The organism is Corynebacterium glaucum, from assembly GCF_002287505.1.
Lineage (GTDB): Bacteria > Actinomycetota > Actinomycetes > Mycobacteriales > Mycobacteriaceae > Corynebacterium > Corynebacterium glaucum.
In genome coordinates this window covers 2,383,264-2,395,687 of record NZ_CP019688.1, presented here as the reverse complement: position 1 = coordinate 2,395,687, position 12,424 = coordinate 2,383,264, and the positions used below count along the sequence as shown (strand labels likewise).

The following is a 12,424-nucleotide window of genomic DNA, read 5'->3' as shown; positions in this document are numbered from 1 at the left end:
AGGAGAAAAGGAGTCACACATGGCAACCGTTGAGTTCCGCCAAGCGTCTCGCATTTATGACCCAGCGCGTCCGCCAGCGGTGAGCCGTGTCAACCTGGAGATCGCAGACGGCGAGTTCCTGGTCCTCGTCGGCCCGTCCGGCTGCGGCAAGTCCACCACGCTGCGCATGCTCGCAGGTCTCGAGCCGGTCGATGAGGGGCAGATTCTTATCGACGGCCAGGACGTGACGGAAACCCGTCCCCGCGAGCGTGATGTCGCGATGGTGTTCCAGTCCTACGCGCTGTACCCGAACATGACGGCGCGCCAGAACATGGCGTTCGCGCTTGAGAACGCCAAGGTGGACAAGGCGACGATCGAGGAGCGTGTCGCCTTCGCGGCGAAAATGCTTGATCTCGAGGACCTCATCGATAAGAAGCCGGCGGCAATGTCCGGTGGTCAGCGCCAGCGCGTGGCCATGGGGCGTGCAATTGTGCGCCAGCCGAAGGTCTTCCTCATGGATGAGCCGCTGTCCAACCTGGACGCGAAGCTGCGTGTGTCCACCCGCGCGCAAATCCTCGCGCTGCAGCGCGAGCTGGGTACCACCACGGTCTACGTCACCCACGACCAGACCGAGGCGATGACCATGGGCGATCGCGTGTGCGTGCTGAAGAAGGGCATCCTCCAGCAGGTAGACACCCCGGACACCCTGTACAACAACCCGGGTAACACCTTCGTGGCCACCTTCATCGGTTCACCGGCCATGACGATCATCGAGAACGTGCCGTTCATCGACGGCCGCGTTGTCGGCGGTAAGGATCACGCGCTGGATTACTACATGCCGCGTGAGCTTGCGGCCAAGGTGAAGACGGACCGCGTGGTTGTTGGCGTGCGCCCGGAGAACTGGGAGATCGCTGGTGTGAATCATGCGGGCGAGCAGTACGGCCTGCCGGTGCACGTCGACATCGTGGAGCACCTCGGTTCCGAGCTCTACGTTTACGGCAGCCGTCAGGAACAGGCGGACAGCAAGGTCGCCGTGCGCGGTGACCGCATCACGGTCAAGGTGCCGCGCGGCATTGACATCGATCAGGGCGACACCATCTACCTGCGCCCGATGGAGGGCGGCTCCGTCTTCTTCGATCCGGAGACCGAGATCAACTACGACTACCTGTAGTCACTAGCCCGCCACACCAAAGCGAGGCTCAGGGTGTCATCCCAACCGGGGTGGCGCCCCTTGCCATTCCGGCCAAGTGCAACGAATCAGCGCGGGCGCAGCTCGAGCAGGTACCCGCCCTTGTCCTCCATCACCCAGATGGCACCGTCGGGGGCTTGCTCCAGCGCCCGAATGCGCTGGCCCATGTCCCACTTGTCCAGCTGCGTGGCGGTGCCGTCCTCGTTCAGCTGCATGCGCACGATCGTCTGGCCGCTCAACCCGCCGAGGAACGCATTGCCTTTCCACTCCGGGAACAGCTCGCCGGTGTAAATCATCAGGTTGGCAGGTGAAATCGCCGGTTTCCAGTACGCGGCAGGCGCCTGGTACCCGTCGCCGGGCCCGTGGTCGGGGATCGGCTGGTTGTCGTAGTGGCTGCCCATCGACGCGTTCGGCCAACCGTAGTTCTCCCCGCCGACAATCAGGTTCAGCTCGTCGCCGCCCTTGGGCCCCATCTCGGAGGCCCAGATGCGGCCGCTCTCATCTGCCGCGATGCCAAGCGGGTTGCGGTGCCCCATCGACCAGATCTCCGCCGAGCGCCCGCCCTGACCCGCGAACGGGTTGCCAACAGCGGGCGTTCCATCGAGGTTCAACCGAAGGGTCTTGCCCTGGTTCGTACGCACGTCTTGCGCTGGGGTGAAATCGCGCCGGTCGCCGGACGTGACGTACAAGAAGCCGTCGATAAGCAACATGCGCAGCGAGAAGTGACCGTCGCTTTCGTCGGGGTCCTGCTCCCAGATGACCTTGAGGTCTTTCAGCTGCGCGGTGGCGGTGTCGAGGTGGCCGCAACCCACAACACCCTGCGCACCTTTGTCGTGCGGGCGCACCCACGACACGTACAGGCCACCGTCCTGGGTGAAGCTCGGCGCGGCGACTACGTCGTGGAGGCCGGCCTCGGACTGGTGGAAGATCTCCGGCACTCCGCTTACCTCGCGCAGCTCGCCGGTGGTCTGGTCGCGCAGCTGCAGCAGGCCGGAGCGATCGGAAATCAGCAGGTAGTCGGTGCCGGGGAGGAACTCCATCGCCCAGCCCTCCGCATGCCGCTCATGCTTGATCACTTCGAAGGGGAAGTTGCGCATGTCCGAGAGCGAGCTCGAGCTGGGCAAAATGCTTGATGACGGCTCCGGGACACTCGACATCGGCGAGGTCAGGCCGAACAGGGAAAGGAACGAGAAAAGGATGGTGTGGATGAGGCTGACAACGGCGGAGCTCATGGCCCACATTTTAGGTCTATACTCGCGCGCATAACCGCGGACAGACGCGCTCAGCAAAGGGGTCACTATGAGCACGAACATCGGTAGATTGTTTCCGTCGAGTTCCAGGGTTGGGCTCGGTTGCATGGGTTTCAGTTGGGGGTACAGCAGGCCAGGGCAGCTTGACGACGGCCAGAGCGCCGAGACAATCCGACGTGCCTACGAAGCAGGGGTGCGACACTTCGACACCAGTGATATGTACGCCGCAGGCCACAACGAAGAACTCGTTGGTCGAGCGCTTGTCGGTTGTCCGGACGCGTTTGTGGCGTCGAAGGGCGGCATCGTCGTCGACAGCGTTGAACCGTTGTCCATGCACGTCGACGGCACGCGTGCACATCTGACGGACGCGCTCGAGCAGTCGCTGCGCCGACTCAATCGAGACCACATCGACCTGTACTACTTGCACCGGTTAGATTCCGAGGTCCCCGTGCAAGAGCAGGTGCAGGTGCTCGCGGAGGCGCAGCAAGCCGGAAAGATCCGCCACATCGGTGTCAGTGAGGCCACGGTAGAGCAACTCGCCGCGGCCGCCGAGGTCGCTCAAATCGCCGCGGTGCAGTCCGAACTCTCCGTGTGGACCCGGGACCCTCTCAAACCTCAGGAGGCGAAGGAAGGCGCCGAGCCGCTGAGTGTCCTGGATTGGTGCGAAAAACATGGTGCGACGCTTGTGGCTTTTTCACCGTTGGGACGGGGATACCTCACGGGCAAGCTGGATACCTCGAAACTCATGGAGGGTGATTTCCGGACGTGGATGCCCAGGTTCACCCCTGATGCGCAGGAGCGGAATGCGCAGATCGTTGAAGCGCTCGAGCGGATTGCTAACCAGCGCGGGGTCGCTACGTCGCAAATTGCCCTGGCATGGGTGCTCGGTCTCAGCCAGTCGACGGCCGTGATCCCTGGCAGCCGCAGCCTCAGCCACATTGAGTCGAACCGTGACGCGGGCACCATCCGCCTCACGAGCGAGGAGATGGAAACGATCACCTCGCTGCCGGAGCCGGTCGAGTCCCGGTACTAGGTCAGCGCTGAGAACCGATGTCTTCCTGTCTCGTCGTCATCGACGCTCAAGATTGGATCCTCGACCTTGCCGGTGGGCCGCTCTCGCGAGCTGAGCTGATCAGCGCGATAGCGCGCCGGGTTGCGCAGTTCCGTGCCGGCAATGTGCCGATCATCTGGGTGCGTTTCCTTCGCCAAGACGGTTCGGACGGTGGCCCGGATGGGGCTGCACAGATCGCTGATGGCTGCGGCTTGATCGACGGTGATGTGGTGACCGACAAGTTCGGGGTGGATGCGTTCGCCGGGACCGAACTTGACTCGGTACTGCAGGCGATGAGGATCGACGAGCTTGAGCTGGTGGGCTTCTCCACTGCCCACGCGATCATCGAGACTGCGGTAACCGGTGCGGATCTCGGGTACCGCATCAGTGTGCTTGCGGACGCATGCTCTGCTCCGACGGCTCAGATGCACGTCGACGCACTGCAACAACTCAAACGCGTCTGTGGGATTATCGTCGAGGCCTAGCCGTACACCCGCTCACCGGCCACCCAGGTTTGCCAGGTGATGGGCATGCCGGGCCGGTAGGCGAGATTGATCGCGTTTTCCGCATCCAGGATGTGCAGGTCTGCGGCCGCGCCGGGAACCAGCGTGCCTTTCGCGGGGCGGCCCTGCGGGTCTTTGCCTTCGCCCACGTTGTGGCGTCGCAAAGCCTTGGCACCACCGGTGGTCGCTGCCCCAATGGCCTCGTCGAGCGTGAGGTGTTGTTGCAACACCGCGGTGGTCACGCAGAAGTTCATTGAACTGGTGAAGCTCGTGCCGGGGTTCAGGTTCGAGGCAATCGCTACGGTCGCCCCAGCATCGATCAGCCGTCGGCCCGGTGCGAGTTGCTCTCGGGTTGAAAGGTCGCACGCGGGCAAAAGCGTGGCGACGGTCTGTGAACCCGCCAGCAACTCAAAATCTTCATCAGACAAGTAGTTCACGTGGTCCACGCTGGCTGCGCCCATCTCCACCGCGAGCCTGACACCGGGACCTTCACCGAGCTGGTTGCCGTGTACCCGCACTCCGAGGCCCGCAGCCTTGCCGGCTTCGAGGACCCGCCGGGATTGCTCATCGTTGAACGCACCGCGCTCGCAGAACACGTCGATCCACTGGACATGTTCCTTCACCGCGTCAAGCATGGGGCCGACGACCTCGTCCACGTACGCCTCGACTTCCGCACCTGGCGGCACGAGATGAGCGCCGAGGAACGTCACGTCATCAACGTGGCGCGAAGCCACGCGCGCGGCCTCCAACTCGGATTCCACGTTGAGCCCGTAGCCCGTTTTCGTCTCGAACGTGGTTGTCCCGCCTGCACGGCCCGCAGCGACACGCTCCGCGAGCAGCTGGTCAAGTCGCGCAGCACCTGCCGAGCGGGTCGCCTCCATCGTCACAGCGATGCCGCCCGCCGCGTAAGATTCGCCGGCCATGCGCGCCTCGAACTCTTCGGCGCGGTTGCCGTCGAACACCATGTGAGTATGCGAGTCGACCCATCCCGGTAACACCGCGCGCCCACCCACATCGACACGCTCTGCAGCGTCCGCCCCGGCGGGTATTTCCTCGGCGGGGCCGACCCAAGCGATCACGCCGCCGTCGATGAGCAAAGAGGCGTCTTTGATCGTTCCAAGCTCAGAGACGGTGCGGAGCTCGGAGATGCCGGTGATGAGGGTGTGCATAATTGCCTTTCAGCGCGGGTAGCAGTTGTTAGTCGCGGGCCTGGAATGCCATCGGGATGCGCACGTCGCGCTCCTGTGCCACTTCCCACGCGCGAGAGTAGCCGGAGTCAACGTGGCGGATCACACCCATGCCCGGATCATTGGTCAAGACAGCCTTGAGCTTCGCCTCGGCGATCTCGGTGCCATCAGCCACCGTTACCTGGCCGGTGTGGATGGAGCGGCCCATGCCCACGCCACCGCCGTGGTGAATGGACACCCAGGTAGCGCCGCCGGCAACGGCGGTCATGGCGTTGAGCAGCGGCCAGTCCGCAACCGCGTCGGTGCCATCGAGCATGGACTCAGTCTCACGGTACGGCGAGGCCACCGAACCGGAGTCCAGGTGGTCTCGGCCAATAACGATTGGTGCCTTGACCTTGCCTTCCTTGACCAGGTTGTTGAAGATCACGCCGGCCTTGGCGCGCTCGCCGTAACCGAGCCAGCAAATACGCGCCGGCAGGCCTTCAAACTCCACGTACTCCTCAGCGGCGTCGAGCCAGCGGTGCAGGTGCTCGTTGTCCGGGAACGCCTCCTTGATTGCCTGGTCTGTGACTTTGATGTCCTCCGGGTCGCCGGAAAGCGCAACCCAGCGGAACGGGCCGAGACCCTCGCAGAACAGCGGGCGGATGTAGGCCGGGACGAAGCCGGGGAACTCGAAGGCGCGGTTGTAGCCGGCCTTACGGGCTTCGTCGCGAATCGAGTTGCCGTAGTCGAACACCTCGGCGCCCTCGTCTTGGAATTCCACCATCGCCTGGACCTGGGTGGCCATTGCCTCGCGGGCCTTCTTGGTGAAGGTGGTCGGGTCGGCCGCCGCCTCGGTGTGCCAGTCGCTGAAGGTGATTTCAGTTGGCAGGTAGCTCAACGGGTCGTGCGCCGAAGTTTGGTCGGTGACGATATCAACGGTGAACTCGCCTGCGCGCTGGCGACGCAGCATCTCAGGGAAGACGTCTGCGGCGTTGCCAACGAGGCCGACGGAAAGCGCGCGCTTTTCCTCTTTCGCCTCGGTGACCAGTTTGATGGCCTCTTCGATGTCGGTGGTGACTTCATCGAGGTAACGCTTGGCCTGGCGGCGCTTCAGCCGAGCCTCGTCGACATCGACGATCAGGCAGGCGCCACCGTTGAGAGTGACGGAAAGTGGCTGCGCACCGCCCATGCCGCCGCAGCCGCCGGTGAGGGTCAACGTGCCGGCAAGCGTACCGTCAAAGCGCTTCTTGGCTACCGCGGCGAAAGTCTCGTAAGTGCCCTGCAGAATGCCCTGGGTAGCGATGTAAATCCAGGAGCCTGCGGTCATCTGGCCGTACATCATCAAGCCTTCGTCTTCGAGTTCGCGGAAGTGCTCCCAGTTGGCCCAGTCGCCGACGAGGTTAGAGTTGGCGATCAGGACGCGAGGTGCCCATTCGTTGGTCTTCCACACGCCGACCGGTTTGCCGGATTGGACCAGGAGAGTCTCGTCAGCTTCGAGGTCGCGCAGCGTATCGACGATCGCGTCGAACGCCTCCCAGCTCCGCGCGGCGCGGCCGGTGCCACCGTAGACCACGAGGTCATCGGGGCGCTCAGCGACCTCTGGGTCGAGGTTGTTGTGGAGCATGCGCAGCGGCGCTTCAGTTTGCCAGGATTTTGCGGTGATGTCCGTGCCGCGCGGGGAGCGCACCTCGCGCGCGCCCTCAGACCAGTTCTTTGCCATGGTGGTTCCTTTCCGTGGGGTGTGGTGGTTGTTGGTTCAAGGTTAGAAACCGAGAAAACGAAGAGCGGGCGTTTCTGCTCGCTTTCGTCTCGGATACGAGACGTGAATGACCGTTGGGCCTATGCTTTCAGGTCGAGATCCTTTGTTTCTTTCATCAGGGCACCGGTGAGCAGTGTGACTGCTGCCATTGCCACAAGGTAGTAGGGGAATAGGTGACCGTAGCCCTCTTTAGACAGCCACGTGTTCAGGTAGGGCGCCGTGCCGCCGAAGATGGCTGTTGCGGCAGAAAGCATGGTGGCTACGCCTACGGCGCGGTAGCGAGTGGGCAGCGCCTCCGTCCAGATTGCCCCGTTCACACCGAAAAGAAACGACAGTGACACTAGCGCTGCTATTTGGCCAACCAGTTGCGTGATGAAAGTGCCGTCGAGGAAGCGGTAGATCGGGATGGTGATCAAGACGAAGAGGGTGCCCGCAATCATCACCATCGGCTTCCTTCCAATGCGGTCGCCGAGCATGCCCATCAGGGGGATTGCGAGTAAGAAAATGAACTCTGCGATTAGGCTCGCGCTGAGCGCGCTGTTCGCAGATTGGCCGTGCACCACTTGGACGTGCGTGGGCAGATAGATCGACCAGGTATAGAAGAACAACGACCCGCCTGCAGAGATAAGGAAGATGCGCACCAGGCCGCGCCAGTGTGACCAGATGGAGTCTTGGGTGCGTGCAGTGCCCGTCGCGGCTACTACACCGTCGGTTTTCTCGGTGTTGAACGCGTCCGTTTCAGACATGCTGCGCCGCAGCCACAGGGCGTAGAGCCCGAGAACACCGCCGATGATGAATGGGATGCGCCAGCCCCACGCCCCAACCTGCTCTTCGGTCAGTAGGGCGTTGATGAGCAGACCGGTCATGGTTGCCGTCATGGTGCCGATGACAACGCTGGTCCACGACGTTGAGCCGAAGAATGCACGGCGTCCTTCTGGTGCACGCTCCACCAAGTAGGTCACCGCGGTGCCCATTTCGCCGCCGTGCGCAAGACCCTGGATGAGGCGGGCGGCCACCAAAATGACAGATGCCCAGACTCCGACAGCGTCAAACCCGGGAGCAAAACCAATCACCAGCGAGCCGACCGCAGTGGTCATCATCGCAACCACCAACGCCTGCTTGCGGCCGACCCGATCGGCGTAGGCTCCGAAGACGAATCCGCCGATGGGACGAGCGACAAAGCCGACCGCGAACACTGCGAGGGTGCTCAGCAACGCCGAAGTTGGGTTGTCGTGGTTGAAAAACTGGATCGCCAGAATAGGTGCGAAGATCGTGTAAACGTTCCAGTCGTACCACTCCAGCACGTTACCCAGGTTGGCAACCATCATGTCGCGAACGCGCGACTGCTGTGGCGCAGCCGGCCAAGTGGGAGAGGGCCTGCCCACTTGTGCGGTTGTCATGCCGAGCCTTCCAAGCCTGCCTGGGCTGCCGAATCGGATCCGGGTACTCGCATTTCAAACTTCTCGGTGACCACGGTGTAGTCGAAGTAGCCCATGCGTGCGATAGGGCGGATTTTCAACACGCCGATCTTGCCGTCCGCGTCGAGGAAGTCTTCGTTGATGTGAATCGTCTCCACATCCGCCACGACCAGATCAATCGTGCCCACCGGTGTATTGCCGGGGATGCGCAGAGTGGTCTTGTAACGGCATTCGAACTTGATCGGACTCTCGGCGATCATCGGAACCGGGTAGTTATCGGCGTAGATTTTGGTCACCTCGAGGTGGTCCCACTCACTTTCCTCGTGCGGCAGAGCCATAGCGGACTTGTTCACCTCCTCACGCAGGTCGTAAGTCGCCATGTTCCACACAAACCAACCGGTTTGCTCCGCGTTGAGGACGGTGTCCTTTCTACGCCCATCCGGGTATTGGTTTGCGGAGAACATCACCATCGGCGGATCGAAGGTGAGGTTCTGCCACTGGCTGTACGGGGCAATGTTTTCGCGCCCCTCGGGGTCGACGCTGGAGAGCCAACCGATAGGGCGGGGAACCGTGCTGGACTTGAACGGAGAGTAAGGCAACGGGTTCGGTTCGGTTTTTGGGTGCCACTTCATGACAATGCCTCCTGTGACTTGAGTTACATAGGAGAGCATATTGCGGCGTAGGGCACGATATCTAGCGTTAGATATGACGAATAGTCTGAGATCCCAGACTCAACCCGTGCTCTTACTGCAGCGCCCCCACCGCATTCTCTACTGCGGTGACTAAAGTTCCCGATTTAACCAGCTCGACAGTGTGCTCAATTTCCGGTGCAAGGAAACGATCCGGGCCGGGGCCGCTAACCCGCTGGCGCAACGCACCCACCGCAGCGGCAGTTCCCGGAGCGGGTGCACCTTCGCGCATATCCAGCGCGCGGGCTGCGGTGAGAACTTCCACGGCCAGCACGCGCTGCAGACCGTCCACACTGCGACGCAGTTTCCGTGCGGCTGCCCAGCCCATGGAGACGTGATCTTCCTGCATCGCCGAAGACGGGATCGAATCCGCCGACGCCGGCGTCGCGTTGCGCTTCAGCTCGTGCACGATTCCGGCCTGCGAATACTGTGCAATCATGTGCCCAGAATCCACTCCCGGGTCATCGGCAAGAAAAGCATTCAGCCCACGGTTGCGCGCCGTGTCTAGAAAACGGTCGGTGCGCCGCTCGCTTATCGACGCCAAATCCGCGACGACAATCGCTAGAAAGTCGAGTACATACGCCACGGGCGCGCCGTGGAAGTTCCCGTTCGAGGTGACACGCCCATCCAGCGCCACCACGGGGTTGTCCACCGCGGCGGCGAGCTCCCTCACCGCGACCTGCTCCGCGTGAGTGAGCGTGTCGCGGAATCCGCCAGCTACCTGGGGTGCGCAACGCACCGAGTAGGCGTCTTGGACCTGCTTTTCCCTAAACTCTTCTGCTGCTGCCGCGAGGATCGCAGAGTCTGCGGCGACAGTGCGGATGTTCGCCGCTGAGGCGGCTTGGCCAGGGTGGGGACGTAGCTGCTGAAGATCGTCGTCAAACACCGAGAGTGTGCCGGTGAGGCCTTCTACCGTCATGGCGGCCGCGATATCGGCCACCTTCGCGGCCTGGCGGAGATCAGTGATGGCGAGACAAAGCATGCCGAGCATGCCATCGGTGCCGTTGATCAGTGCCAGTCCTTCCTTCTCCTGCAGCACCAGCGGAGTAATGCCTGCATCTGCGAGTGCATCCGCGGATGCCATGATCGGGCCGCCATCAACGCGGCATTCGCCTTCACCAATCAAGGCGAGTGCGCAGTGCGCCAGCGGAGCGAGGTCGCCTGAACACCCCAGTGAGCCGTATTCGCGCACGACCGGGGTGATGCCGGCGTTGAGCACCGCCGCGTACGTCTCAGCGACCACCGGTCGCACGCCGGTGCGCCCCGTGCACAAGGTGGACAGCCGCAGGAGCATGAGTGCGCGGACGACTTCTTCCTCAACTTCCGGTCCGGTGCCCGCGGCGTGCGAGCGGATCAATGAGACCTGCAGTTTGGCACGCATGTCTTCGGGGATGTGACGGCGCGCCAACGCGCCGAAGCCGGTGGAGATCCCGTAGACCGGGGTGGGGTCGTTCGCCAGCTCCTCGACACGCGCGCGGGTGGCGGCCATTTCCTCAATCGCAGCGGAATCAATTTCAACCTGCGCGCCGTAGCGCGCAACAGCAACGACGTCGGCGATGGAAAGCGCGCCTACGCCGACGGAAACAATGTGGTCAGCAATTTCAGTCATGGAAGTCAACCTAATCCGTTTCCAAAGAATCGTTGCGAGATTTGGGTCGCGGCGTTCGTAAGTGCGTCGATAAGCCTGGATTTTTCCTCCCTGGACTTACCGACGGGGAATGTGACGGCGAGTGCTGCGGCGGGGCGGGCGAGGTGATCCACAATGGTGACCGCGATGGACTCCTGCCCGCGAGACACCTCCTGATGCTCCGAAGCCCAGCCCTGGTCGCGGGCCGTGTCAATTAGTTCCTTGAGCTCCCGGTACTTCCCCCGCTCGCCCGAAGCGTCAAACACCGTGCGCAGCTCGGCCTCCGGGAGATGGGAAAGCATGGTCCGCCCCGAGGCGGTGGTCAGGGCAGGGAGGCGAACACCGACCTCTGTCAACAGTGACATCGTGCCAGGGGCGCGAATTTCCTGGAGGTACACAATCTCTGACCCCGCAAGCCTAGATAGGTGCGAAGAGCCGCCCGCGAGCTTCGCGATACGTTGCATGTCCTTCGACGTCGCTCGCACAAGCGGCTGCTGAACGGTGTATGCCTGCGCCATCTGGTATGCCGCCAGCCCCAGGCCGTACGTCGCCGGCTTATCCAAGCGAACCACGAAACCGGACTCCTCCAACTCGTGGAGCAGGTGGTACGTGGTGGAACGGGGCAAATCCAACTCGCGCTGAATGCGGGTGGCGGAAATTGGCGCGTCCGTGTTTGACAGTAGCGTCAGAATCCGCAGCACATTATGCGCGGCGGGTACCTGCGGCTTAGTCATGAACCCAAGTATGCAATACCCGCACACAGCTAGGCTGGGGCGCATGAATACAGTCAGCGCGCCCCTGTACACCCCAGCTAAAGCATGGAGCGGGCGTGATGACGGCCCCGGCCCGGAGCATGCGCGCTGGCACAGCGTGATTCAACTCGCCGACGCGTCAGACACACCCCGCGACGGCGTCGCGCTTATTGGCTTCGCCTCCGACGAGGGGGTGCTTCGCAACGGCGGCCGGCAAGGCGCGGCGGCGGGCCCGGAAGCTCTCCGCACCGCGTTGGGAGGTCTAGCGGTGCACGAGGAGCGGTTGCTTGTCGACGCAGGAACCGTGACCACCCAGGGCGACGACTTGGAGGGGGGCCAGCGTGAACTCAGCGATCGTGTTCGCCAACTCGCCGAGGCTGCAAACATGGTGATTGTTCTCGGCGGCGGGCATGAAACCTCGTTCGCATCCCACCGGGGAGTCTTCGAAGCGCACGGCCCTATGCAGGTGATCAACTTCGACGCGCACTTTGACCTCCGTAAAGCGGACCGAGCGACGTCAGGCACCCCGTTCCTGCAGATTGCTGAGCTGGTCGGGGGAGAATTTGATTACTCCGTGCTGGGAATCTCCCGACCGAACAACACCGCGGTGCTCTTCGACACGGCAGAATCGCTCGGTGCGCGAACTGTGTTGGATACCGAGCTTGCGGGTCTGTCGGTGCACGATGCTTCGAAGTTGATCGATGAGATCGTGGGGAGAAGTACGCTGCCGATCCATCTGAGCATCGACTTGGACGTACTGCCCGCAGCAGTCGCGCCGGGGGTGTCCGCTCCAGCTGGTTACGGAGTGGCGATGGAAACCGTGTTGGCAATGGTGTCCGCAGTGGCGGCAACCGGGCGAGTAGCACTTCTCGATGTGGTGGAGCTCAACCCTGACTTTGACATCGACTCACGCACCGCCAAGGCAGCAGCGCGACTCATCGAAGAAGTTGTCGCCTCCGCCATTTCCTAAGCAACAAATTTGGCTGAAAGTGACGCGGGACACACGGCGATGGCCTAGATTCTCTATTGACCTACAGG

Annotated in this window: 11 protein-coding genes; 4 read left to right on the top strand and 7 right to left on the bottom strand. The window is 62.6% G+C overall.

What is annotated here, in order from left to right; all coding sequences use genetic code 11:
* Window positions 1–19: 19 nt before the first annotated feature.
* Window positions 20–1,150, top strand: a complete 1,131-nt coding sequence (locus CGLAU_RS11590) for an ABC transporter ATP-binding protein (RefSeq protein ID WP_095660842.1) — start codon at window positions 20–22, stop codon at window positions 1,148–1,150.
* Between the two features lie 86 nt (window positions 1,151–1,236).
* On the opposite strand, the gene CGLAU_RS11585 is transcribed toward CGLAU_RS11590, so the two are convergent.
* Window positions 1,237–2,400 carry a PQQ-dependent sugar dehydrogenase gene (locus CGLAU_RS11585; protein WP_232507120.1) on the bottom strand — a complete coding sequence of 388 codons (1,164 nt, stop codon included), beginning with the start codon at window positions 2,398–2,400 and terminating at the stop codon, window positions 1,237–1,239.
* 67 nt (window positions 2,401–2,467) lie between these two features.
* Between CGLAU_RS11585 and CGLAU_RS11580 the strand changes: the two genes are divergently transcribed.
* Both CGLAU_RS11580 and CGLAU_RS11575 read left to right on the top strand, forming a co-directional pair.
* Entirely contained in the window at window positions 2,468–3,451 is a 984-nt protein-coding gene (locus CGLAU_RS11580; protein ID WP_095660840.1) for an aldo/keto reductase, read from the top strand.
* A 17-nt stretch (window positions 3,452–3,468) separates the two neighbouring features.
* Complete coding sequence (locus tag CGLAU_RS11575) at window positions 3,469–3,954, top strand: cysteine hydrolase family protein (protein WP_095660839.1); 486 nt, start codon at window positions 3,469–3,471, stop codon at window positions 3,952–3,954.
* On the opposite strand, the gene hutI is transcribed toward CGLAU_RS11575, so the two are convergent.
* From hutI to CGLAU_RS11545, 6 genes are all read right to left on the bottom strand, one after another.
* Window positions 3,951–5,141, bottom strand: coding sequence for an imidazolonepropionase (gene hutI / locus CGLAU_RS11570; protein WP_095660838.1), 1,191 nt, complete (start codon window positions 5,139–5,141; stop codon window positions 3,951–3,953). The two genes, CGLAU_RS11575 and hutI, sit on opposite strands and share 4 nt — an antisense overlap.
* A gap of 28 nt (window positions 5,142–5,169) precedes the next feature.
* Complete coding sequence (hutU, locus tag CGLAU_RS11565; protein ID WP_095660837.1) at window positions 5,170–6,861, bottom strand: urocanate hydratase; 1,692 nt, start codon at window positions 6,859–6,861, stop codon at window positions 5,170–5,172.
* A 119-nt stretch (window positions 6,862–6,980) separates the two neighbouring features.
* Window positions 6,981–8,300: an MFS transporter gene (locus tag CGLAU_RS11560; protein ID WP_095660836.1), complete on the bottom strand. Its 1,320-nt coding sequence runs from the start codon at window positions 8,298–8,300 to the stop codon at window positions 6,981–6,983.
* Window positions 8,297–8,950 carry a flavin reductase family protein gene (locus CGLAU_RS11555; protein WP_095660835.1) on the bottom strand — a complete coding sequence of 218 codons (654 nt, stop codon included), beginning with the start codon at window positions 8,948–8,950 and terminating at the stop codon, window positions 8,297–8,299. Before CGLAU_RS11555 ends, CGLAU_RS11560 begins: the two co-directional genes overlap by 4 nt.
* A 112-nt stretch (window positions 8,951–9,062) precedes the next feature.
* Window positions 9,063–10,616 carry a histidine ammonia-lyase gene (gene hutH, locus CGLAU_RS11550; protein WP_095660834.1) on the bottom strand — a complete coding sequence of 518 codons (1,554 nt, stop codon included), beginning with the start codon at window positions 10,614–10,616 and terminating at the stop codon, window positions 9,063–9,065.
* Window positions 10,617–10,621: 5 nt separating this feature from the next.
* Complete coding sequence (locus tag CGLAU_RS11545; protein ID WP_095661199.1) at window positions 10,622–11,368, bottom strand: IclR family transcriptional regulator; 747 nt, start codon at window positions 11,366–11,368, stop codon at window positions 10,622–10,624.
* A gap of 43 nt (window positions 11,369–11,411) precedes the next feature.
* Between CGLAU_RS11545 and hutG the strand changes: the two genes are divergently transcribed.
* Complete coding sequence (hutG, locus tag CGLAU_RS11540; RefSeq protein ID WP_095660833.1) at window positions 11,412–12,356, top strand: formimidoylglutamase; 945 nt, start codon at window positions 11,412–11,414, stop codon at window positions 12,354–12,356.
* Window positions 12,357–12,424 lie beyond the last annotated feature (68 nt).

Coding starts and splice junctions, on each gene's coding strand:
- CGLAU_RS11590 (WP_095660842.1), top strand. CDS start 20: ATGGCAACCGTTGAGTTCCGCCAAGCGTCTCGCATTTATGACCCAGCG.
- CGLAU_RS11585 (WP_232507120.1), bottom strand. CDS start 2,400: ATGAGCTCCGCCGTTGTCAGCCTCATCCACACCATCCTTTTCTCGTTC.
- CGLAU_RS11580 (WP_095660840.1), top strand. CDS start 2,468: ATGAGCACGAACATCGGTAGATTGTTTCCGTCGAGTTCCAGGGTTGGG.
- CGLAU_RS11575 (WP_095660839.1), top strand. CDS start 3,469: ATGTCTTCCTGTCTCGTCGTCATCGACGCTCAAGATTGGATCCTCGAC.
- hutI (WP_095660838.1), bottom strand. CDS start 5,141: ATGCACACCCTCATCACCGGCATCTCCGAGCTCCGCACCGTCTCTGAG.
- hutU (WP_095660837.1), bottom strand. CDS start 6,861: ATGGCAAAGAACTGGTCTGAGGGCGCGCGCGAGGTGCGCTCCCCGCGC.
- CGLAU_RS11560 (WP_095660836.1), bottom strand. CDS start 8,300: ATGACAACCGCACAAGTGGGCAGGCCCTCTCCCACTTGGCCGGCTGCG.
- CGLAU_RS11555 (WP_095660835.1), bottom strand. CDS start 8,950: ATGAAGTGGCACCCAAAAACCGAACCGAACCCGTTGCCTTACTCTCCG.
- hutH (WP_095660834.1), bottom strand. CDS start 10,616: ATGACTGAAATTGCTGACCACATTGTTTCCGTCGGCGTAGGCGCGCTT.
- CGLAU_RS11545 (WP_095661199.1), bottom strand. CDS start 11,368: ATGACTAAGCCGCAGGTACCCGCCGCGCATAATGTGCTGCGGATTCTG.
- hutG (WP_095660833.1), top strand. CDS start 11,412: ATGAATACAGTCAGCGCGCCCCTGTACACCCCAGCTAAAGCATGGAGC.